Genomic DNA, 21,017 nt, shown 5'->3' on the forward strand with positions numbered 1-21,017 from the left:
TGACTCAGGACTCCTGGGTGACGGAGACGAGCACATCGTCCCCTTCGATCTTTACGGGGTATACGGGGACGGGGCGCGTCGCGGGAAGGCCGGAGGGCTTGCCGGTGCGCAGGTCGAAGCTGGAGCCGTGCAGCCAGCACTCGATCGCGCAGTCCTCGACCTCGCCCTCCGAGAGGGAGACGTTCGCGTGCGAGCAGATGTCGTTGATCGCGAACACCTCGCCCTCGGTGTGCACGACCGACACCGGCGTGCCGTCGACCTCGACCCGCTTCGGGGTGTCGGCCTCCAGCTCGCTCAGCGCGCAGACTCGGACGAAGGCCATCAGACGGAGGCCTCCAGCTCGGCCTCGATCTTGGCGAGGAGTCGCTCCTGGACGTCCGGCAGACCGATCTGCTGGACGAGCTCCGCGAAGAAGCCGCGGACGACGAGGCGGCGGGCCTCGGCCTCCGGGATGCCGCGGGCCATCAGGTAGAAGAGCTGCTCGTCGTCGAAGCGGCCGGTGGCCGAGGCGTGACCGGCGCCGGCGATCTCGCCGGTCTCGATCTCCAGATTCGGCACGGAGTCCACCCGGGCGCCGTCCGTGAGGACCAGGTTCCGGTTGAGCTCGTACGTGTCGGTGCCCTCGGCCTTGGCCTGGATGAGCACGTCACCGATCCACACCGCGTGCGCGTCCTGGCCCTGCAGCGCGCCCTTGTAGGCCACGTTGGACTTGCAGTGCGGGGTGTTGTGGTCGACGAGGAGGCGGTGCTCCTGGTGCTGGCCGGCGTCGGTGAAGTACAGGCCGAAGAGCTCGGCCTCGCCGCCGGGGCCCGCGTACTGGACGCGCGGGTGGATGCGGACGACGTCGCCGCCGAAGGTGACGACGACCGACTTGAAGGAGGCGTCGCGGCCGACCAGCGCGTTGTGCTGGGCGACGTGGACGGCCTTCTCGTCCCAGTCCTGGACGGAGACGACGGTCAGCTTGGCGCCGTCGCCGAGGACGTAGTCCACGTTGGCGGCGAGCACCGCGTCACCGGTGTGGTCGATGACCACGACGGCCTCGGCGAAGGCGCCGAGCTCGATGACCTGGTGGCCGAAGGCGACGCCGCCCTGGCCGTGCACGGAGATGCGGATCGGCTCGGTGAGCACCGCCTCCTTGGCGACGGTGACGACGCCGGCCTTCTCGAAGGAGGAGTACGCCTGGGCGGCGACGCGGTCGACGGGCGTGCCGGCCTTGCCGAGGCGCTCGTCGTCGCGGCCGACGGTCTCCACGGTGACGCCCTCGGGGGCCTCGACCTCGACCTTGACGCCCTCGCCGGAGGCGACGGCGGTGCCGTCGTGGAGGCCGCGCAGACGCGCCAGCGGGGTGAACCGCCACTCCTCCTCGCGGCCGTGCGGGACGGGGAAGTCCGCGACGTCGAAGGACGGGGGCGCGCTCATGCGCGTGGCGACGGTGGACTCGGCGGCCACCGCGATCGAGCCGGCGGTGGTGGAGCCCGCCGGGATGTTCTGAGCCTCAGCCATGGCTGTCGTGTTGCTCTCTTCCTGCGTACGTAAAGAAAAGTCGGTCGCTGCGGGGCGGGGCCGGCCTTAGCCGACCGCACCCTCCATCTGCAGCTCGATCAGCCGGTTGAGCTCCAGGGCGTACTCCATCGGGAGCTCCTTGGCGATGGGCTCGACGAAGCCGCGGACGATCATCGCCATGGCCTCGAACTCGGTGAGGCCGCGGCTCATCAGGTAGAAGAGCTGGTCCTCGGAGACCTTGGAGACGGTGGCCTCGTGGCCCATGGAGACGTCGTCCTCGCGCACGTCCACGTAGGGGTACGTGTCGGAGCGGGAGATCGTGTCGACGAGCAGCGCGTCGCAGAGGACGTTGGACTTGGCGCCCGGGGCACCCTCGCCGATCTCGATGAGACCGCGGTAGGAGGTGCGGCCGCCGCCTCGCGCCACCGACTTGGAGACGATGTTGGAGGAGGTGTTCGGGGCCATGTGGACCATCTTGGCGCCGGCGTCCTGGTGCTGGCCCTCGCCCGCGAAGGCGATGGACAGGGTCTCGCCCTTGGCGTGCTCGCCCATGAGGTAGACGGCCGGGTACTTCATGGTGACCTTGGAGCCGATGTTGCCGTCGACCCACTCCATGGTGGCGCCCTCGTAGGCGACGGCGCGCTTGGTCACCAGGTTGTAGACGTTGTTCGACCAGTTCTGGATGGTCGTGTAGCGGCAGCGGCCGCCCTTCTTCACGATGATCTCGACGACCGCGGAGTGCAGCGAGTCGGAGGAGTAGATCGGGGCGGTGCAGCCCTCGACGTAGTGGACGTAGGCGTCCTCGTCGACGATGATCAGCGTCCGCTCGAACTGGCCCATGTTCTCCGTGTTGATGCGGAAGTAGGCCTGGAGCGGGATCTCGACGTGCACGCCCTTCGGCACGTAGATGAACGAGCCGCCGGACCAGACGGCCGTGTTCAGCGAGGCGAACTTGTTGTCGCCGACCGGGATGACGGTGCCGAAGTACTCCTTGAAGAGCTCCTCGTGCTCCTTCAGCGCGGTGTCGGTGTCGACGAAGATGACGCCCTGCTCCTCCAGGTCCTCGCGGATCTGGTGGTAGACGACCTCGGACTCGTACTGGGCGGCGACACCGGCGACGAGGCGCTGCTTCTCCGCCTCCGGGATGCCGAGCTTGTCGTACGTGTTCTTGATGTCCTCCGGCAGGTCCTCCCAGGACTCGGCCTGCTTCTCGGTGGACCGCACGAAGTACTTGATGTTGTCGAAGTCGATGCCGGAGAGGTCGGAGCCCCAGGTCGGCATGGGCTTCTTGTCGAAGAGGCGCAGACCCTTGAGACGCAGCTTCAGCATCCACTCGGGCTCGTTCTTCTTCGCGGAGATGTCGCGGACGACGTCCTCGTTCAGTCCGCGCTTGGCCGCGGCGCCGGCCGCGTCGGAGTCGGCCCAGCCGTACTCGTACCGACCCAGGCCCTCGAGCTCGGGGTGGCTGATCTCGGTGGTCATGCGGGGTTCCTCCCGGCCGTGCTTGCGGATGCTGATTCGGTGGTCTGTGGGGCGCCGTGCGGGATGAACGTGGTGCAGACGCCGTCACCATGCGCGATGGTGGCCAGACGCTGGACGTGCGTTCCCAAGAGGCGGGAGAAGAATTCCGTCTCCGCCTCGCACAGCTGGGGGTACTGCTCGGCGACGTGGGCGACCGGGCAGTGGTGTTGGCAGAGCTGCTCGCCGACCGGCGCGTTCCGCGCAGTGGCAGCGTACCCGTCCGCCGTGAGGGCCTTGGCCAGGGCCTCGGTCCGCTGGGCGGGCTCGGCCGACTCGACGGCCTCGCGGTACGCCCCGGCCTGGGCCTCGATCCGGTCGCGGGCGAAGGCGGCGACGGCCGCCTCTCCGCCGGCGTTGCGCTCGATCCAGCGGAGCGCCTCGACGGCGAGGGAGTCGTACGACTGGTCGAAGGCGTCCCGGCCGCAGTCGGTGAGCGCGAAGACCTTCGCGGGGCGGCCGCGGGACCGGGTCCCGTAGACGCGTTTCTCGCGGGCTTCGACGACGTTCTCGGCGACCAGCGAGTCGAGGTGGCGGCGGACGGCGGCCTGGGTGAGGCGGAGCCGCCCGGCGAGGTCGGCGACGGTCGAGGGACCGTGGTCCAGGATCGACCGCGCGACCCGGTTGCGCGTGGAACGCTCTCGGGTCGCGAGTTCCTCCACCGGAGCCGCGCCAACGTTTTTCACAACGCCATTGTTGCGTAATTAATCGGGGAGTGACAAGCGGCGTCCTGACCGGTGACGATGGCGTGCATCACGCAGGTAAGGCTTACCTGAGCTGCGGAAACGATCATTCGTGGGATGAATCGCGACCGCCCCGACCAGCGGTTTCCCAGCCCTCGACCGGCTCGGCCGGCACGGCCACCGTCCGGCCCGCCCCGCTCATCAGACGCCGGAAGGAGGCCGCGTCACGGACCGCCTCCACGCCCGGATCGTTGTTGAAATAGACGTACGCGTCGGCCCCCTCCGGCCAGCCCTCGACGATCCGCCCGGCCCACCCCTCCAGCGCCTGGCGGCCGTACGCGGGCCAGGGCCGGGCCCGGCCCTCGTGCAGCCGCAGATAGCACCAGTCCGCCGTCCGCCACAGCGGCGTCACCGGCCTCGACCGCCGGTCCGCCCAGCAGAGCGCGGCACCCCGCCCCACCAGCACCGCCTCGGTCCGGTCCGTCCACCACGAGGCGTGCCGGGGCTCGACGGCGACCCGCACCCCCGCCGGGAAACAGGCGAGGACCGCGTCGAGCAGCCCGGGGTCGGCCCGCAGCGAGGGCGGGAACTGGAGCAGGACCGGCCCGAGCCGGTCCCCGAGCCCCTCCGCCCGCTCCATCAGCTGCGCCACCATGCCCTCCGGCTCCCGCAGCCGCTCGACGTGCGTCAGCCGGCGGTTCGCCTTGACCGCCATCACGAAGCCCTCGGGCGTCCGCTTCCGCCAGGTGGCGAAGGTGTCGCGCTCGGGCAGCCCGTAGAAGGCGCTGTTGTTCTCCACGGTGGCGAACCGGCGCGCGTACTCCTCCAGCCAGAGCCGCTGCGGCACGCCCTCGGGGTAGAACGTGCCCCGCCAGTCCTTGTACTGCCACCCCGAAGTGCCCACGAAGACCGTCATACGGAGCCCCTGCCCCGTCCGCGGCCGCCCATCCGGCGCCGCCCGGTTCCGTCCCGGGCACCCCCGCCGGGGGCGCGGCCCGTCCCGTACCGGCGGGTCCTTAGACTTCCCGGCATGCACGGGAAGCCCTCACCGAGTGAATCCGCCGACACCGCCGTCCGCGTCCGCGGTCTGGTCAAGCGGTACGGAAGCAAGACCGCCGTCGACGGCCTCGACCTCGACGTGCGCGCGGGCACCGTCACCGCCGTCCTCGGCCCCAACGGGGCCGGCAAGACCACCACCGTCGAGACCTGCGAGGGCTACCGCAGGCCCGACGCCGGCACCGTCCGCGTCCTCGGCCTCGACCCGATCGCCGACGCCGCCGCCCTGCGCCCCAGGATCGGCGTGATGCTCCAGTCCGGCGGCGTCTACTCCGGCGCCCGCGCCGACGAGATGCTCCGCCACATGGCGAAACTGCACGCCCACCCCCTGGACGTCGACGCCCTCATCGAGCGGCTCGGCCTCGGCTCCTGCGGCCGCACCACCTACCGACGCCTCTCCGGCGGCCAGCAGCAGCGCCTCGCGCTCGCCATGGCCGTCGTCGGCCGCCCCGAGCTCGTCTTCCTCGACGAGCCCACCGCAGGTCTCGACCCGCAGGCCCGCCGCGCCACCTGGGACCTCGTCCGCGAGCTGCGCGCCGACGGCGTGACCGTGGTCCTCACCACCCACTTCATGCACGAGGCCGAGGAGCTCGCCGACGACGTCGCCATCGTCGACGCCGGCCGGGTCGCCGCCCAGGGCAGCCCCGAGGAGCTGTGCCGCGGCGGCGCCGAGAACACCCTCCGCTTCACCGGCCGGCCAGGACTCGACCTGGGCTCCCTGCTCAAGGCGCTGCCGGACGGCTCGGCCGCCGCGGAACCGCTCCCCGGCACGTACCGGATCACCGGCACCGTCGACCCCCAGCTGCTCGCCACGGTCACCACCTGGTGCGCCCAGCACGGCGTCATGCCCGACGGCATCTCCGTCGAACGCCACACCCTCGAAGACGTTTTTCTGGAGCTCACCGGCAAGGAGCTGAGGTCATGAAGTCGGACACCACGCGGATCCGCCGGGGGTCCGGCCCGCGGCGCAGCCGCAATCGGGCGCAGTGTCCCCCGGGCAAGCACAGCCTCGAACCGACCGGCAAGGAGCTGCGCGGATGAGCGCCGGTACCTACTCCCCGAAGCCGGGGGCCGCCCCCGTCGGGCGCATGATCGCCGCGCAGACCGCCCTGGAGACCAGGATGCTGCTGCGCAACGGCGAGCAGCTGCTCCTGACGGTGATCATCCCCTCTCTGCTCCTGGTGCTCTTCTCCACCGTCGACATCGTGGACACGGGCACCGACAAGGCCGTCGACTTCCTGGCCCCGGGCGTCCTCGCCCTCGCCGTGCTGTCCACCGCCTTCACCGGCCAGGCCATCGCGACCGGTTTCGAGCGGCGGTACGGGGTGCTCAAGCGCCTCGGAGCCTCACCGCTCCCCCGCTGGGCGCTCATGACCGCCAAGACGCTCTCCGTCCTGGTCACCGAGGTCCTGCAGATCGTGCTCCTGACGGCGATCGCCCTGGCCCTCGGCTGGTCCCCGCACGGCAACCCCCTCTCGGTCCTGCTGCTCCTGGTCCTCGGCACGGCCGCCTTCTCCGGGCTCGGCCTGCTGATGGCCGGCACCCTCAAGGCCGAGGCCACCCTCGCCGCCGCGAACCTGGTCTTCCTGCTGCTCCTGGTGGGCGGCGGGGTCATCGTCCCGCTGGAGAAGTTCGGCGCCGCGGGCGACGTGCTGGCGCTGCTCCCGATCTCGGCCCTCTCGGACGGCCTGCGCGACGTCCTCAGGGACGGGGCCTCGATGCCGTGGGGCGACGCGGGGATCCTGGCCGTCTGGGCGGTCCTGGGGCTCGGGGCGGCGGCGAGGTTCTTCCGCTGGGAGTAACCGTAAGGTTCCGTTCCGCCATATACGCCCCCCTCGTGAAAGCGCGCACAAGCGCCGCCCTACGATAAGGCCCGTGCAGACCCCCCTCGCCTTCATCGCCCAGCGCTGGACCCCGTCCCCCCGGACGCTCCGGCGCGCCGCGCTCGCCGCCGTCGTGATGAGCGTGCTCATCATCGTCACCGGCGGCGCGGTCCGGCTGACCGGTTCCGGTCTCGGCTGCGACACCTGGCCGAAGTGCACGGACGACAGCCTCATCGTCACGCCCGAGCAGGGCTACCGGGGCGCGATCGAGTTCGGCAACCGGATGCTGACGTACGTCCTGTCGGCGGCGGTCGGCTGGGCGATCGTCGCCGCCCGTTCCACCAAGCCCTGGCGGCGCGGGCTCACCCGGCTCGCCTGGGCCCAGTTCTGGATCGTGATGAGCAACGCCGTCATCGGCGGCATCACGGTGTGGATGGGCCTCAACCCGTGGACGGTGGCCGGCCACTTCCTCGCCGCGAACTCCCTGCTCACGGTCGCCGTCATCACCTGGCACCGCACCGGCGAGGGCGACACCGCACCCCGCCCGCGCGTACCGCGCCCGGTCCGCAAGCTGTCCTGGGCGATCACGCTCGTCTCCGCCCTGCTGATCGTGCTCGGCACGACGGTCACGGGCGCCGGCAAGCACGCCGGTGACAGCAGCGACGTCCCGCGCATGCCGTGGGACTGGACGAACGCCGCCCACGTCCACGCGATCGCCGCCTGGGTCGTCTGCGCCCTCGCGGTCGCCATGTGGCTGGTCCTGCGCGTGGTGGACGCCCCGGACGACACCCGCGCCCGCGCCCGCGACCTGCTGATCGTGCTGCTCGCCCAGGGCGGCGTGGGCTATCTGCAGTACTTCACGGGCGTCCCGGAGCTCCTGGTCGCCGTCCACATGCTCGGCTCCTCGCTGATGTGGATCGCGGTCCTGCGGCTCGCCCTGAGCCTGCGCGAGCGCCCGCTCGCCGTGCCGGACATCCCGGCCCAGGCGGACCCGGAACTGGCGGCCACGGCCTGACGGCCTCTGGATCCAGAATTCTGGATCCACGATCCTGAATGCGGATCCTGGATCCAAGATCCCGGATTCTGGATCCAAGATCCCGACGGGTCTATCGGCTCCCCGCGAGCCGGTAGACCCGTTTCGCGTTGTCCGCCGCGATCATCGTCGCCACCCGCTGCGCGTCCGTACGGGTCCAGGCGCCGTCCATGACCCACTCCCCGAGCACCCGGACGAGCGCCGAGCGGAACGCGCTCGCGGCGACCACGTGGAGCTCGGGCAGCCCCTGGGCGCCGCTGGAGAACAGCAGCTTGCCGAACGGCGCGCGCTCCAGGACCTCGGCGAGGACCGCCGCCGCACGGGCCCCGGTGTGGGCGAGGACGGGGCCGAGGTCGGCGTACACGTGCGGGTGAAGTCCGGTCAGGTGGGCGGCCGCGCGGTGGTGCGGGTAGCGGTGCAGCAGCACCAGGTCGGTGCCGAGCCCCGCGGTGGCGGCGGCGAAGCCGTTCAGGGCGGTCGGATCCTCCGTGTGCAGCTGGAGGGGGCGCCCGGCGGTGACCGCGATCCAGAGCAGGTGGCGCAGCAGGACGGGGTCGCTGAGCCGGCCACCGACCGGGCGGGCGGCCAGCCAGCGCCCGGCGGCGCCGCGTACCTCTCCGGGGCCGGGCGGTTCGGGCGCGCTCGCGGACGCGGAGGCCGCGGAGGCGAAGGCCACGGCGCCGGCGGCGGCCCCGTGGACGGCCTCGGCGAGGTGGGCGAGGAAGGCCTCGACGGTGCCCGAGGTGCCGGCGACCTGTTCGGCGAGGCGTTCGAGGCGGACGATCTCGTGGGCCTCGGCGGCGCCCGCGGCGCCGAGCTCGGCGGGGGGCGTGAGGTCGCCGGGGAGCCCGGTGTCGACCAGATAGGTGGAGATCCCGGAGGCCCGGAGCAGCCGGCGGCCGGCCTCGGCGGCGCCGAGTTCCCGGCGGCGGGCGAGGTAGCGGGCGGGCGGGCAGTGTGGTTCCAGACCGAGGAGCGGCGGGCACCAGCGGCGCACGGCGAAGCCGGTCTGGGTGTCGAAGAAGGTGGTGCCCGGGGCGGGCAGCACGGCGGCCCCGCCCAGGTGGGCGCCGAGGTGGGCCTCGAAGGTGCCGAGGCCGAGCTCCGTTCGGAGCACCCCGTGGCAGTACTGGTCCACCAGGTCCGGCGTGTCGATCATCTCGGGGGGCTCCCTGTGTGGACGTGTCTCCACACGTCCTAACGGGTGAGCCCCGCGCGAGGTTGTTGCCTCAGCCGTTGTCAGCCGTTGGAGGGGCCGCCGATCTGGATGCCGGCCATCCGGGTCCACTCGTACGGGCCGGTGGCGACCTTGGCGGCGAACTCGCCGTCGAACTCCTCGTGGAGGGTCAGACCGGCCTTCTCGGCGGCCTGCTGCGCGATCGCGTACGACTTCGCGACGAGGTCGCCCCAGCCGCCGTCCGTGCCGACCAGGACGATCCGGGTGCCCGCCTGGCCGATGTGCGCGAGGTGTCCCTCGGCGCCGCCGTGCGCCTTGGAGAAGGCCTTGATCTCCTTGGCGAGCCTGGCCGCCCTGCGCTCTTCCTGCTTCGTTTCTGCCATGACACGGATGCTACCGAGGGGTAGATCCAGTGGCGACGGCCGGGCCATGTGGGCTGTCCCACGTGACCCGGCCGTCGGCCGAACAAATTTTTTCGGATGGGCGCGGTTTCAGATGAGCGCGCCCACGGCTGCTCTCAGCGCAGGAAGGGGTCCACCGCGACCGCGACGAAGAGCAGCGAGACATAGGTGATGGACCAGTGGAAGAGGCGCATCTCCTTGAGCTTGGCGCCCGTCACCTCGGCCTTGGCTCGGTTGAGGAGCGCGTGCGCCTCCCAGAGCCACCAGCCGCCGGTCAGCAGCGCCACCGCGGTGTAGAACCAGCCGGTGTAGCCCAGCGGGGTGAGCAGCAGGGAGACGGCGACCATGACCCAGCTGTAGACCACGATCTGCTTGGCGACGACCTTGTTGGAGGCGAGCACCGGCAGCATGGGCACGCCCGCGCGTGCGTAGTCGTCCTTCACCTTCATCGACAGCGGCCAGTAGTGCGGCGGCGTCCAGAAGAAGATGACGAGGAAGAGGATGACCGCGGCCCACGACATCGAGTTCGTCACGGCCGACCAGCCGATGAGCACCGGCAGACAGCCGGCGATGCCGCCCCAGACGATGTTCTGGGCGGTGCGCCGCTTGAGGATCATCGTGTAGACCACGACGTAGAAGAGGAGCGCGCCGAGCGAGAGGGCGGCGGACAGCCAGTTGACCAGCAGGCCGAACCAGAGCGTGGAGACCACGGCGAGGGTGAGCCCGAAGACCAGGCCCTCGCGCGGGGTGAGCACGCCCGTGACGAGCGGCCGCTGGGAGGTGCGGTCCATCAGGGCGTCGATGTCGCGGTCGATGTACATGTTCAGCGCGTTCGCGCCGCCCGCCGACAGATAGCCGCCGAAGCAGGTGGCGAGCACCAGCCACAGGTCCGGCACGCCCTGTTCGGCGAGGAACATCACCGGAACGGTCGTGATGAGCAGCAGTTCGATGATCCGCGGCTTGGTCAGCGCCACGAATGCCTTGACGCGGGCCCCGAACGGCCGATGGCCCCCCGGGCTGGGAGTCAAGACGACCCCTGCGGGTCGGGACTCGACGGCCGTCACGCACACCCCTGACAGAGAAATTCCCAGCAAGCTCCCCGAGTGAAGACGGGGTAAAGCTTGCGCGTACCACGCCACTGTAGACGTTGCCCAGACGCCGATCTTCGCGGGGGTGGGGTCGTGTTGGTGCGGTACGTCCCAAGGGGTGGACACCGTTCGGGGGCGGCTCGGGCGCGGCTCGGGAGGCGAACTCCCACGACCACCGGCAGTCTTGCTGTGTCCCTCCTTTTCTCCGCTCATATGAGGGGCATGGACACGGAAAGACGGGCGTTCTGCGGGGGTAGGCTCGACAACGCCGGTACACCCTCAGTCACCGGCTCAAGACATGTGGAGAGGAGCCCTGACCCAGGGTGAGCACTAAGCCGACCACCACAGACCTCGAGTGGACCGAGTTGGACCAGCGGGCCGTCGACACCGCCCGCATCCTGGCCGCGGACGCCGTACAGAAGGTCGGCAACGGCCATCCCGGTACGGCGATGAGCCTGGCGCCCGCCGCGTACACCCTCTTCCAGAAGGTGATGCGGCACGACCCCTCCGACCCCGAGTGGGTCGGGCGCGACCGGTTCGTCCTCTCCGCCGGGCACTCGTCCCTGACCCTCTACACCCAGCTGTACCTGGGTGGCTTCGGTCTCGAACTGGACGACCTGAAGACCTTCCGCACCTGGGGCTCGAAGACCCCGGGTCACCCGGAGTACGGCCACACCGCCGGCGTCGAGACGACCACGGGCCCGCTGGGCCAGGGTGTCGCCAACGCCGTGGGCATGGCGATGGCCGCCCGCTTCGAGCGCGGTCTGTTCGACCCGGAGGCCGCCACCGGCGCCTCCCCGTTCGACCACCGGATCTACGTGATCGCCGGTGACGGCTGCCTGCAGGAGGGCATCTCGGCGGAGGCGTCCTCGCTCGCCGGCCACCAGAAGCTCGGCAACCTGATCATGCTGTGGGACGACAACCACATCTCGATCGAGGGCGACACCGAGACGGCCGTGTCCGAGGACACGATGAAGCGGTACGAGGCGTACGGCTGGCACGTCCAGCGCGTCGAGCCGCAGGCCAACGGCGACCTGGACCCGGCCGCGCTGTACGCGGCGATCAAGGCCGCCGAGGCCGAGACCGAGCGTCCGTCGTTCATCGCGATGCGCTCGATCATCGCCTGGCCCGCGCCGAACGCGCAGAACACCGAGGCCGCGCACGGCTCGGCGCTCGGCGACGAGGAGATCGCGGCCACCAAGCGCGTCCTGGGCTTCGACCCGGAGCAGACCTTCGAGGTCGGCGACGAGGTCATCGCGCACACCCGCGCGCTCGGCGACCGTGGCCGCGAGGCCCGCGCCGCGTGGGAGAAGCAGCTCTCCGAGTGGCGTACGGCCAACCCGGAGCGCGCCGCCGAGTTCGACCGCATCCAGGCGAACGAGCTGCCGGCCGGCTGGGCCGAGAAGCTCCCGGTCTTCGAGGCCGGCAAGGGTGTCGCCACCCGTGCCGCGTCCGGCCAGGTCCTCCAGGCGCTCGGCGCGGTCATCCCGGAGCTGTGGGGCGGCTCGGCCGACCTCGCCGGCTCGAACAACACGACGATCGACAAGACCTCGTCGTTCCTGCCCGAGGGCAACCCGCTGCCGGAGGCCGACAAGTACGGCCGCACGATCCACTTCGGCATCCGCGAGCACTCCATGGCCGCGGAGATGAACGGCATCGCGCTGCACGGCAACACGCGCATCTACGGCGGCACCTTCCTGGTGTTCTCCGACTACATGCGCAACGCGGTGCGTCTGTCCGCGCTGATGCACCTGCCCGTGACGTACGTCTGGACCCACGACTCGATCGGTCTGGGCGAGGACGGCCCGACGCACCAGCCGGTGGAGCACCTCGCCTCGCTGCGTGCGATCCCGGGTCTGAACGTGGTCCGTCCGGCCGACGCCAACGAGACGGCCCTGGCCTGGCGCGAGATCATGCAGCGCCACACCAAGGTCTTCGGCAAGGGCGCCCCGCACGGTCTGGCGCTCACCCGCCAGGGCGTGCCGACGTACGCGCCGAACGAGGACACGGTCAAGGGCGGCTACGTGCTGTTCGAGGCCGAGGGCGGCGACGCTCAGGTGATCCTGATCGGTACCGGCTCCGAGGTGCACCTGGCCGTCGAGGCCCGTGAGCAGCTCCAGGCCGCCGGCGTCCCGACCCGTGTGGTCTCGATGCCGTCCGTGGAGTGGTTCGAGGAGCAGGACCAGGCGTACAAGGACTCGGTCCTGCCGCCGTCGGTCAAGGCCCGGGTCGCGGTCGAGGCCGGTATCGGTCTCACCTGGCACAAGTACGTCGGTGACGCCGGCCGGATCGTCTCGCTGGAGCACTTCGGTGCCTCGGCGGACGCGAAGGTCCTCTTCCGCGAGTTCGGTTTCACGCCGGAGGCGATCGTCGCCGCCGCGCGGGAATCCCAGGCCGCCGCCGCGCGCTGACGTCCATACGTACGACTTAATTGGAGATGCAATTCTCATGACAGACGCTCTCAAGCGCCTCTCCGACGAAGGCGTCGCGATCTGGCTGGACGACCTCTCGCGCCAGCGGATCACGTCCGGCAACCTGGCCGAGCTGATCGACCAGAGCCACGTGGTCGGTGTCACCACCAACCCGTCCATCTTCCAGAAGGCCATCTCGGAGGGGCACGGCTACGACCAGCAGCTGGCCGACCTCGCCGCCCGCAAGGTGACCGTCGACGAGGCCATCCGCATGATCACGACGGCGGACGTCCGTGACGCCGCCGACATCCTGCGGCCGGTCTTCGACGCGACGGACGGCCAGGACGGCCGGGTCTCCATCGAGGTCGACCCCCGTCTCGCCCACGAGACGGCCGCCACCATCGCCGAGGCCAAGCAGCTGGCCTGGCTGGTGGACCGCCCCAACACCCTGATCAAGATCCCGGCCACCAAGGCGGGTCTCCCGGCGATCACCGAGGTCATCGGCCTCGGCATCAGCGTCAACGTCACGCTGATCTTCTCGCTGGAGCGCTACCGCGCGGTCATGGACGCCTACCTGGCGGGTCTGGAGAAGGCCCGCGAGCGCGGCCTCGACCTGTCGAAGATCCACTCGGTGGCGTCCTTCTTCGTGTCCCGCGTGGACACGGAGATCGACAAGCGCCTGGTCGCCCTCGGCACCGACGAGGCCAAGGCGCTCAAGGGCAAGGCCGCCCTGGCCAACGCCCGTCTGGCCTACGAGGCGTACGAGGAGGTCTTCTCCTCGGACCGCTGGGCCGCCCTCGACAAGGCGCAGGCCAACAAGCAGCGTCCGCTGTGGGCCTCGACCGGCGTCAAGGACCCGGCGTACAAGGACACGCTGTACGTCGTGGACCTGGTCGCGCCCGGCACGGTGAACACCATGCCGGAGGCCACCCTGGAGGCCACCGCCGACCACGGCGAGGTCACCGGTGACACCATCCGCGGCACGTACGACCAGTCCCGCGCCGAGCTGGCGGCCGTCGAGAAGCTGGGCATCAGCTACGACGACGTCGTCCAGCTCCTGGAGGACGAGGGCGTCGACAAGTTCGAGGCGTCCTGGAACGACCTGCTCAAGTCCACCGAGGCGGAGCTTCAGCGCCTCGCACCTTCGGAGGCGTAAGCACTTTGAGCGCAGTCCACGGAGCCAACCCGCTCCGTGACGCCGCAGACCGACGGCTCCCGCGCATCGCGGGGCCGTCGGGCCTGGTGATCTTCGGCGTCACGGGCGATTTGTCCCGTAAGAAGCTGATGCCTGCCGTCTACGACCTGGCCAATCGCGGCCTGCTGCCGCCGGGCTTCTCGCTCATCGGCTTCGCCCGCCGCGAGTGGGCGGACGAGGACTTCGCGCAGGAGGTCTACGAAGCCGTCAAGCAGCACGCGCGCACCCCCTTCCGCGAGGAGGTGTGGCAGCAGCTGATCCAGGGCATGCGGTTCGTCCAGGGCGACTTCGACGACGACACGGCCTTCGAGCAGCTCAAGTCGACGATCGAGGACCTCGACAAGGCACAGGGCACGGGCGGCAACTTCGCCTTCTACCTGTCCGTGCCGCCGAAGTTCTTCGAGCTCGTCGTCCAGCAGCTCAAGAAGCACGGCCTGGCCGACCAGAAGGACGGTTCCTGGCGCCGCGCGGTCATCGAGAAGCCCTTCGGGCACGACCTGACCTCCGCCAAGGAGCTCAACGAGGTCGTCCACGAGGTCTTCCCGCCCGAGGCGGTCTTCCGGATCGACCACTACCTCGGCAAGGAGACCGTCCAGAACATCCTGGCGCTCCGCTTCGCCAACACCCTCTTCGAGCCGATCTGGAACCGGTCGTACGTCGACCACGTGCAGATCACCATGGCCGAGGACATCGGCATCGGCGGCCGCGCCGGCTACTACGACGGCATCGGCGCAGCCCGTGACGTCATCCAGAACCACCTGCTCCAGCTGCTCGCGCTGACCGCGATGGAGGAGCCCGCCTCCTTCGACGCCGATGCGCTGGCCGCCGAGAAGACCAAGGTCCTCGGCGCGGTGAAGCTGCCCAAGGACCTGGGCAAGTCCACGGTCCGCGGCCAGTACGCGGCCGGGTGGCAGGGCGGCGCGAAGGCCGTCGGCTACCTCCAGGAAGACGGCATCGACCCCCAGTCGAAGACCGACACCTACGCGGCCATCAAGCTGGAGATCGACAACCGCCGCTGGGCGGGCGTCCCGTTCTACCTGCGGACCGGCAAGCGCCTGGGCCGCCGCGTCACCGAGATCGCGGTCGTCTTCCAGCGCGCCCCGCACTCCCCCTTCGACCACACCGCGACCGAGGAGCTCGGCCGCAACGCCATCGTGATCCGGGTCCAGCCGGACGAGGGCGTGACGGTGCGGTTCGGCTCCAAGGTGCCCGGCACCCAGATGGAGATCCGGGACGTGTCCATGGACTTCGCGTACGGCGAGTCCTTCACGGAGTCCAGCCCCGAGGCGTACGAGCGGCTCATCCTCGACGTCCTGCTCGGCGACTCCAACCTCTTCCCGCGGGTCGAGGAGGTCGAGCTGTCCTGGAAGATCCTCGACCCGATCGAGCAGTTCTGGGACAAGCACGGCAAGCCCGCGCAGTACCAGTCGGGAACCTGGGGTCCGGTCGAGGCGGACGAGATGCTCGCACGAGACGGCAGGAGCTGGCGCCGGCCATGAAGACCGACCTGACGGACACCACGTCCTCCAAGATCAACAAGGCGCTGGTGCTCGGGCGGCGGGCGATCGGCACGCCGGCCGTCGGCATGGTGCTCACCCTCGTGATCGTCACCGACGAGGAGAACGCCTACGACGCGCTCAAGGCGGCCAACGAGGCGTCCCGCGAGCACCCCTCGCGGACCCTCGTCGTCATCAAGCGGGTCTCGCGCTCCCCGCGGGACCGCGCCAAGGCGCGGCTCGACGCCGAGGTCCGCCTCGGCGCCGACGCCAGCACCGGCGAGACGGTGGTGCTCCGGCTGTACGGCGAGGTCGTCGACCACGCCCAGTCGGTGGTGCTGCCGCTGCTCCTCCCGGACGCCCCCGTCGTCGTCTGGTGGCCGGTGAACGCGCCGTCCGACCCGGCGAACGACCCGCTGGGCGCGCTCGCCCAGCGCCGGGTGACCGACACGTACGCCGCCGAGCAGCCCATCCAGGAGCTGACCGCGCGCGCGGACGCGTACACCCCGGGCGACACGGACCTCTCGTGGACCCGGATCACCCCGTGGCGTTCGATGCTGGCCGCCGCGCTCGACCAGGTCGTGTGCGAGGTCACCTCCGCCGAGGTGGAGGGCGAGGAGTTCAACCCGAGCGTCGAGCTGCTCGCGATGTGGCTGGCCGACCGGCTGAAGGTGCCCGTGCGGCGCTCGAAGTCGGCGGGCCCCGGTCTCACCTCCGTACGGATGGAGACCAGTGCGGGACCGATCGTGCTGGACCGGCCGGACGGCTCGCTCGCGACGCTCTCCATAGAGGGCCAGCCGGACCGTGCCGTGGCGCTCAAGCGCCGTGACACGTCCGAGCTGATCGCGGAGGAGCTGCGCCGGCTCGACCCGGACGACACCTACGCGACGGCGCTCAGGTTCGGTCTGGAGCGGCTCGACGAGGAGGCGGCGGTCACCGCCCCCGAGACCGTCGTGGACACGGTCGTGGAGACCGTCGCGGAGACGGCTCCGGAGCCTGCCGCGGAGCCGGCTCCGGCCGCCAAGCCCGCCGCGAAGAAGACCCCGGCCAAGAAGGCGGCGGCCAAGTGAGCACCCCTCAGCTGGTCGTCCACCGCGACAAGGAGCTGATGGCCGAGGCCGCCGCGGCCCGGCTGATCACCAAGGTCGTGGACGCCCAGGCCGCCCGTGGCTCCGCCTCGGTCGTGCTGACCGGCGGCCGCAACGGCAACGGCCTGCTCGCGGCGCTCGGTTCGGCGCCCGCCCGGGACGCGATCGACTGGTCGCGGCTCGACCTGTGGTGGGGCGACGAGCGGTTCCTGCCCGAGGGCGACCCCGAGCGGAACGTCACCCAGGCCCGTGCGGCGCTGCTCGACCGGGTGCCGCTCGACCCGGCGCGGGTGCACGCCATGCCGGCCTCGGACGGGCCGTACGGCGACGTCGACGCGGCGGCCGAGGCCTACGCGGCCGAGCTCGCGGCCGCCGCGGGTCCCGGCGACCACGGCGGGGTGCCGACCTTCGACGTGCTGATGCTGGGCGTCGGCCCGGACACCCATGTCGCCTCGCTCTTCCCGGAGTTGCCGGCGGTCCGCGAGACCGAGCGGACGGTGGTCGGGGTGCACGGCGCTCCGAAGCCGCCGCCGGTCCGCGTCTCGCTGACGCTTCCGGCGATCCGGGCGGCGAAGGAGGTCTGGCTGCTCGCGGCCGGCGAGGACAAGGCGAAGGCCGCGGCGATCGCGCTGTCGGGCGCGGGTGAGGTGCAGGCCCCGGCGGCCGGTGCCTACGGCCGCTCGCGCACGCTGTGGCTGCTCGACGCTGCGGCCGCGTCGGAGCTTCCGCGGAGCCTGTATCCGCCGGCTTCGGCCTGATTCACCTGTTCGGAGGCCCGGTTCACCCGTCGGTGAGCCGGGCCTCCGGCGTTTCCAGGTCGGCCGTTTCCAGGCCGGTCGTTTCCGGGCCGGTCGTTTCCGGGCCGGTCGTTTCCGGGCCGGTCGTTTCCGGGCCGGTCGTTTCCAGGAAGGGCGCGAGGAGTCCCGGTACGGCCTCGGCGGCGAAGGCCAGGCCCTGGCTCTCGCCCGCGTCGAGGATGTCGTACGCGCCCTCGCCCGCCGCCGTGGTGGCGGTGACGGTCAGGATGCCGGCGCGGCGCTGGAAGTACGACTGCTTGACGGTCCAGCCGATGACGCCGGAACGCTGGAGGGCGACCGTCGTGCGCCGGACGGTGCCCGAACGGGTCACCAGATAGCCGCCGCTGACGCCGTGTCCGAGGGCGCGGTACGCGCCGAGGGCGAGCAGCCCGGCGACCGGGCCGAGGACGAGGGCGCAGCCGGCCGCCACGTACAGCAGGACAGGGGTGAGGAGCCGGCCGAGGAGGGCGAGGACCGCGACGGGCACGAGGACGCTCCACAGCGCCCAGCGCAGCCGCCGGGTGCGGGCGGCCCGGGGGTGGGCGGCGAGGGGCGCCCCGGTCGGCGGCTCCGGCTCGCGCAGCACCAGGGCGGCGACCCGCTCGGCGCGCTCCCGGGGTGCGGCGGGCAGCAGGTTCTTCAGGTCGGCGTGCTTGTCGTCGTCGTCCTGGGCGAGGCCGGTGGCGACGGCGTCGACGCGGGCGGCCCCGAACAGCCGTACGCCGAGCGGCTCGACGAGCTCGATCCCGCGCAGCCTGCGCTCCTCCAGGGTGACCGACCGGGCGGTGAACAGGCCGCGGCGGACGCGGAGGGTCCCGCCGGGCTCGCGCTCCAGGCGGTAGTTCCACCACATCTCGATCCAGAGTCCGAGGGCGCCGACGGTCCCGGCGGCGGTGGCGAGCAGGACCAGGTCGACGACGGTCCAGGTCAGGGAGGTGTCCCGGAAGCGGTCCCCTATCCAGTCGATGACCTCCGCCTGGGCGTCGAACCACTCGCTGACCTGCAGGACGGCGCCGATCGCGGCGCCGCCGAGGGCGGGGGCGAGGAAGGAGACGGGGGCGTAGCGGATCCAGCGCGGGTCGAGGGTGGCCAGGGTGTCGTCGTGGCCCGGCTCCTCGGGGTCGGTGGCGCGGGCGAGGAGTTCGCGGCGGAGCCGCTCGCCCTCGGTGCGGGTGACCAGGTCCAGTTCGAGGCTGGACTCGCCGCCGGTGCTCTCACCGGTGCCGATGCGGACCTTGACGAGGCCGAGGACGCGCTGGAGGGGGTTGGCGGTGAGGTCGACGCTGCGGATCCGCTCGCGGGCCAGGGAGCGGCGCTTGAGCAGCAGGAGCCCGGTGTGGAGGTCGACCCGCTCGGGGCCGACGCGGTACCGGGTGCGGCGCAGCCGGACCCAGTCGGCGGCCGTGCCGGCGAGGACGAGCAGCGCGGCACCGGCGAGGACCCAGGCGACGGCCTGCCACAGGGGCCTGCCGCCCGAGAGGCCGGCCACGGCCGGGAGGGCCGCGCCGCCGGCCACCCCGCAGAGGACGGCGGCGCCGGCGAGCAGGGTGCGCGGGTCGAGCCGCCGCCACTCCCCCTCGCTCATGTGGCGTCCCCGGGGGTGGCCCGGGTGAGCGCGGTGAGCCGTTCGGCAAGCTCGGCGGCGAGCTCGTGGTCGAGGCCCTCGATGCGGATCGCCCCCTTGGAGGAGGCGGTGGTGACGGTGACGGTGGCGAGCCGGAACGCCTGCTCCAGCGGGCCGCGTACGGTGTCGACCGTCTGGATCCGGGACATCGGGGCGATCCGCCACTCCTGCCAGAGGGCGCCGGTGCGCACGTAGACGGCCTCGTCGGTGACCTCCCAGCGGTGCACCCGGAACCACCAGGCGGGGAAGAACGCGGTGCAGGCCAGGCCCAGGGCCGCCACGGCCCCGGCCGCCAACAGCAGCCAGGACCGGGCGGGTCCGATCAGCGCGCCGAGCACGGCCAGGACCGTCACCGGGACGGCCGTGGTCACGAGCAGCCGGCCCCGCCACCAGGTGACGGCCCGCTCGTCGACGGCGTTCCTGGGCGGCCGCAGCCGCACCGCGTCCTCCCCCGTCATCCGGTTACCGTCCGCGCAGCGAACGGTAGGCCGAGACGAGCCCGGCGGTGGAGCTGTCGAGCTGCTCGCCGCCCTCGCCCTCCGTCAGGACCGGCTCGATCTTCTTGGCGAGGACCTTGCCGAGCTCGACGCCCCACTGGTCGAAGGAGTCGATGTTCCAGATCGCGCCCTGGACGAAGACCTTGTGCTCGTAGAGCGCGATCAGCTGGCCGAGGACGGACGGGGTGAGCGCGTCGGCGAGGATCGTGGTGGTCGGGTGGTTGCCCTGGAAGGTCTTGTGCGGGACGAGTTCCTCGGCGACGCCCTCGGCCCGTACCTCCTCGGGCGTCTTGCCGAAGGCGAGCGCCTGGGTCTGGGCGAAGAAGTTGGCCATGAGCAGGTCGTGCTGGGCGACGAGCCCGGGCAGCAGGTCGTCGACGGGCCGGGCGAAGCCGATGAAGTCGGCGGGGATGACCTTGGTGCCCTGGTGGATCAACTGGTAGTAGGCGTGCTGCCCGTTGGTCCCGGGGGTGCCCCAGACGACGGGTCCGGTCTGCCAGTCGACCCGGTTGCCCTGGCGGTCCACCGACTTGCCGTTGGACTCCATGTCGAGCTGCTGGAGGTAGGCGGTGAACTTGGACAGGTAGTGGGAGTACGGCAGGACGGCGTGCGACTGGGCGTCGAAGAAGGCGCCGTACCAGACGCCGAGGAGGCCGAGGAGCAGCGGTGCGTTCTCCTCGGGCGGGGCGGTGCGGAAGTGCTCGTCGACGAGGTGGAAGCCGTCGAGCATCTCGCGGAAGCGCTCCGGGCCGATGGCGATCATCAGGGAGAGGCCGATGGCGGAGTCGTACGAGTAGCGGCCGCCGACCCAGTCCCAGAACTCGAACATGTTCGCGGTGTCGATGCCGAACTCCTCGACCTTCTCGGCGTTGGTCGAGAGGGCCACGAAGTGCTTGGCGACGGCCTCCTGGCCGGCCCGCAGTTCGGTGAGGAGCCAGTTGCGGGCGGAGGTGGCGTTGGTGATCGTCTCGATGGTGGTGAAGGTCTTCGAGGCGACGATGAACAGCGTCTCGGCGGGGTCGAGGTCGCGGACGGCCTCGTGGAGGTCGGCGCCGTCGACGTTGGAGACGAAACGGAACGTCAGGTCCCGCCGGGTGTAGGAGCGCAGGACCTCGTAGGCCATGGCGGGGCCGAGGTCGGAGCCGCCGATGCCGATGTTCACGATGTTCTTGATCGGCTTGCCGGTGTGGCCGGTCCACTCGCCCGCGCGGACCTTGTCGGCGAAGGCGCCCATCTTGTCGAGGACGGCGTGGACGCCGGGGACGACGTCCTCCCCGTCGACCTCGATCACGGCCCCGCGGGGGGCGCGCAGCGCGGTGTGGAGGACGGCGCGGTCCTCGGTGGTGTTGATCTTCTCGCCGCGGAACATGGCGTCGCGGAGCTCGGCGACGCCGGTGACGGCGGCGAGTTCGCGCAGCAGGGTCAGCGTCTCGTCGGTGACGAGGTGCTTGGAGTAGTCCAGGTAGAGGTCGCCGACGCGCAGGGTGTGGCGGGTGCCCCGCTCCGGGTCGGCGGCGAACAGTTCGCGCAGATGGGTCTCGCCCAGCTGCTCACGGTGCTTGCCGAGGGCCGCCCACTCGGGCAGCCGGTTGAGCCTGGTACGGCCTTCGCTGTTCATCTCGGACAT

At 71.3% G+C, this 21,017-nt stretch carries 18 protein-coding genes and 1 pseudogene; 8 read left to right on the plus strand and 11 right to left on the minus strand.

The window, feature by feature from the left end; translation table 11 throughout:
* Nucleotides 1–4: 4 nt before the first annotated feature.
* The 5 genes from SVTN_RS09235 to SVTN_RS09255 all read right to left on the minus strand — a co-directional run bounded on the left by SVTN_RS09235 (nt 5) and on the right by SVTN_RS09255 (nt 4,620).
* On the minus strand, nt 5–322 hold the full coding sequence (locus tag SVTN_RS09235; protein ID WP_030322524.1) for a bifunctional 3-phenylpropionate/cinnamic acid dioxygenase ferredoxin subunit: 318 nt from the start codon (nt 320–322) through the stop codon (nt 5–7).
* Complete coding sequence (gene sufD, locus SVTN_RS09240; protein WP_041128638.1) at nt 322–1,503, minus strand: Fe-S cluster assembly protein SufD; 1,182 nt, start codon at nt 1,501–1,503, stop codon at nt 322–324. The genes SVTN_RS09235 and sufD overlap by 1 nt, the downstream gene beginning before the upstream one ends.
* Before the next feature lie 66 nt (nt 1,504–1,569).
* A complete protein-coding gene (gene sufB, locus SVTN_RS09245) occupies nt 1,570–2,985 on the minus strand; it encodes a Fe-S cluster assembly protein SufB (protein ID WP_041128639.1) in 1,416 nt (471 codons plus the stop codon).
* Nucleotides 2,982–3,707: a helix-turn-helix transcriptional regulator gene (locus SVTN_RS09250; RefSeq protein ID WP_041128640.1), complete on the minus strand. Its 726-nt coding sequence runs from the start codon at nt 3,705–3,707 to the stop codon at nt 2,982–2,984. Before SVTN_RS09250 ends, sufB begins: the two co-directional genes overlap by 4 nt.
* A gap of 103 nt (nt 3,708–3,810) precedes the next feature.
* On the minus strand, nt 3,811–4,620 hold the full coding sequence (locus SVTN_RS09255) for a DUF72 domain-containing protein (protein ID WP_041128641.1): 810 nt from the start codon (nt 4,618–4,620) through the stop codon (nt 3,811–3,813).
* A gap of 114 nt (nt 4,621–4,734) precedes the next feature.
* Between SVTN_RS09255 and SVTN_RS09260 the strand changes: the two genes are divergently transcribed.
* The 3 genes from SVTN_RS09260 (at nt 4,735) to SVTN_RS09270 (ending at nt 7,598) form a co-directional block, all read left to right on the plus strand.
* A complete protein-coding gene (locus tag SVTN_RS09260) occupies nt 4,735–5,685 on the plus strand; it encodes an ABC transporter ATP-binding protein (RefSeq protein WP_041128642.1) in 951 nt (316 codons plus the stop codon).
* Nucleotides 5,686–5,797: 112 nt separating this feature from the next.
* The gene (locus SVTN_RS09265) at nt 5,798–6,562 is read left to right on the plus strand and encodes an ABC transporter permease (protein ID WP_041128643.1); all 765 of its coding nucleotides are present in this window, start codon (nt 5,798–5,800) and stop codon (nt 6,560–6,562) included.
* Between the two features lie 64 nt (nt 6,563–6,626).
* A complete protein-coding gene (locus tag SVTN_RS09270) occupies nt 6,627–7,598 on the plus strand; it encodes a COX15/CtaA family protein (protein ID WP_041128644.1) in 972 nt (323 codons plus the stop codon).
* A gap of 91 nt (nt 7,599–7,689) precedes the next feature.
* Here SVTN_RS09270 and SVTN_RS09275 read toward each other — a convergent pair whose 3' ends face one another.
* The 3 genes from SVTN_RS09275 to SVTN_RS09285 all read right to left on the minus strand — a co-directional run bounded on the left by SVTN_RS09275 (nt 7,690) and on the right by SVTN_RS09285 (nt 10,258).
* Nucleotides 7,690–8,775, minus strand: coding sequence for an amidohydrolase (locus SVTN_RS09275; RefSeq protein WP_041128645.1), 1,086 nt, complete (start codon nt 8,773–8,775; stop codon nt 7,690–7,692).
* Nucleotides 8,776–8,855: 80 nt separating this feature from the next.
* Nucleotides 8,856–9,176: a hypothetical protein gene (locus SVTN_RS09280; RefSeq protein WP_041128646.1), complete on the minus strand. Its 321-nt coding sequence runs from the start codon at nt 9,174–9,176 to the stop codon at nt 8,856–8,858.
* A gap of 134 nt (nt 9,177–9,310) precedes the next feature.
* Nucleotides 9,311–10,258 (minus strand): heme o synthase, encoded by a 948-nt coding sequence (locus tag SVTN_RS09285; RefSeq protein WP_041128647.1) that lies wholly within the window; start codon nt 10,256–10,258, stop codon nt 9,311–9,313.
* Between the two features lie 347 nt (nt 10,259–10,605).
* Between SVTN_RS09285 and tkt the strand changes: the two genes are divergently transcribed.
* From tkt to pgl, 5 genes and pseudogenes are all read left to right on the plus strand, one after another.
* Nucleotides 10,606–12,693: a transketolase gene (tkt, locus tag SVTN_RS09290; RefSeq protein WP_041128648.1), complete on the plus strand. Its 2,088-nt coding sequence runs from the start codon at nt 10,606–10,608 to the stop codon at nt 12,691–12,693.
* Nucleotides 12,694–12,730: 37 nt separating this feature from the next.
* Nucleotides 12,731–13,849: pseudogene (tal, locus tag SVTN_RS09295) on the plus strand (transaldolase); the annotation flags it as partial.
* Nucleotides 13,850–13,854: 5 nt separating this feature from the next.
* On the plus strand, nt 13,855–15,387 hold the full coding sequence (zwf, locus tag SVTN_RS09300) for a glucose-6-phosphate dehydrogenase (RefSeq protein ID WP_041128650.1): 1,533 nt from the start codon (nt 13,855–13,857) through the stop codon (nt 15,385–15,387).
* Complete coding sequence (gene opcA / locus SVTN_RS09305) at nt 15,384–16,454, plus strand: glucose-6-phosphate dehydrogenase assembly protein OpcA (RefSeq protein WP_041128651.1); 1,071 nt, start codon at nt 15,384–15,386, stop codon at nt 16,452–16,454. The genes zwf and opcA overlap by 4 nt, the downstream gene beginning before the upstream one ends.
* Nucleotides 16,451–17,230, plus strand: coding sequence for a 6-phosphogluconolactonase (pgl, locus tag SVTN_RS09310; RefSeq protein ID WP_041128652.1), 780 nt, complete (start codon nt 16,451–16,453; stop codon nt 17,228–17,230). Before opcA ends, pgl begins: the two co-directional genes overlap by 4 nt.
* A gap of 22 nt (nt 17,231–17,252) precedes the next feature.
* On the opposite strand, the gene SVTN_RS09315 is transcribed toward pgl, so the two are convergent.
* From SVTN_RS09315 to pgi, 3 genes are read right to left on the minus strand one after another with little or no spacing between them, the layout of a single operon-like run.
* Complete coding sequence (locus SVTN_RS09315) at nt 17,253–18,854, minus strand: PH domain-containing protein (protein WP_078908266.1); 1,602 nt, start codon at nt 18,852–18,854, stop codon at nt 17,253–17,255.
* Nucleotides 18,851–19,351 carry a PH domain-containing protein gene (locus tag SVTN_RS09320; RefSeq protein WP_041128653.1) on the minus strand — a complete coding sequence of 167 codons (501 nt, stop codon included), beginning with the start codon at nt 19,349–19,351 and terminating at the stop codon, nt 18,851–18,853. Before SVTN_RS09320 ends, SVTN_RS09315 begins: the two co-directional genes overlap by 4 nt.
* 4 nt (nt 19,352–19,355) lie before the next feature.
* Nucleotides 19,356–21,008: a glucose-6-phosphate isomerase gene (gene pgi, locus SVTN_RS09325; RefSeq protein WP_041133726.1), complete on the minus strand. Its 1,653-nt coding sequence runs from the start codon at nt 21,006–21,008 to the stop codon at nt 19,356–19,358.
* Nucleotides 21,009–21,017 lie beyond the last annotated feature (9 nt).

The organism is Streptomyces vietnamensis (assembly GCF_000830005.1).
Lineage (GTDB): Bacteria > Actinomycetota > Actinomycetes > Streptomycetales > Streptomycetaceae > Streptomyces > Streptomyces vietnamensis.

Excerpts from the sequence above, each read along its gene's own strand:
- SVTN_RS09235 (WP_030322524.1), bottom strand. The coding sequence starts at position 322 with ATGGCCTTCGTCCGAGTCTGCGCGCTGAGCGAGCTGGAGGCCGACACC.
- sufD (WP_041128638.1), bottom strand. The coding sequence starts at position 1,503 with ATGGCTGAGGCTCAGAACATCCCGGCGGGCTCCACCACCGCCGGCTCG.
- sufB (WP_041128639.1), bottom strand. The coding sequence starts at position 2,985 with ATGACCACCGAGATCAGCCACCCCGAGCTCGAGGGCCTGGGTCGGTAC.
- SVTN_RS09255 (WP_041128641.1), bottom strand. The coding sequence starts at position 4,620 with ATGACGGTCTTCGTGGGCACTTCGGGGTGGCAGTACAAGGACTGGCGG.
- SVTN_RS09260 (WP_041128642.1), top strand. The coding sequence starts at position 4,735 with ATGCACGGGAAGCCCTCACCGAGTGAATCCGCCGACACCGCCGTCCGC.
- SVTN_RS09265 (WP_041128643.1), top strand. The coding sequence starts at position 5,798 with ATGAGCGCCGGTACCTACTCCCCGAAGCCGGGGGCCGCCCCCGTCGGG.
- SVTN_RS09275 (WP_041128645.1), bottom strand. The coding sequence starts at position 8,775 with ATGATCGACACGCCGGACCTGGTGGACCAGTACTGCCACGGGGTGCTC.
- SVTN_RS09280 (WP_041128646.1), bottom strand. The coding sequence starts at position 9,176 with ATGGCAGAAACGAAGCAGGAAGAGCGCAGGGCGGCCAGGCTCGCCAAG.
- opcA (WP_041128651.1), top strand. The coding sequence starts at position 15,384 with ATGAAGACCGACCTGACGGACACCACGTCCTCCAAGATCAACAAGGCG.
- SVTN_RS09315 (WP_078908266.1), bottom strand. The coding sequence starts at position 18,854 with ATGAGCGAGGGGGAGTGGCGGCGGCTCGACCCGCGCACCCTGCTCGCC.
- SVTN_RS09320 (WP_041128653.1), bottom strand. The coding sequence starts at position 19,351 with ATGACGGGGGAGGACGCGGTGCGGCTGCGGCCGCCCAGGAACGCCGTC.
- pgi (WP_041133726.1), bottom strand. The coding sequence starts at position 21,008 with ATGAACAGCGAAGGCCGTACCAGGCTCAACCGGCTGCCCGAGTGGGCG.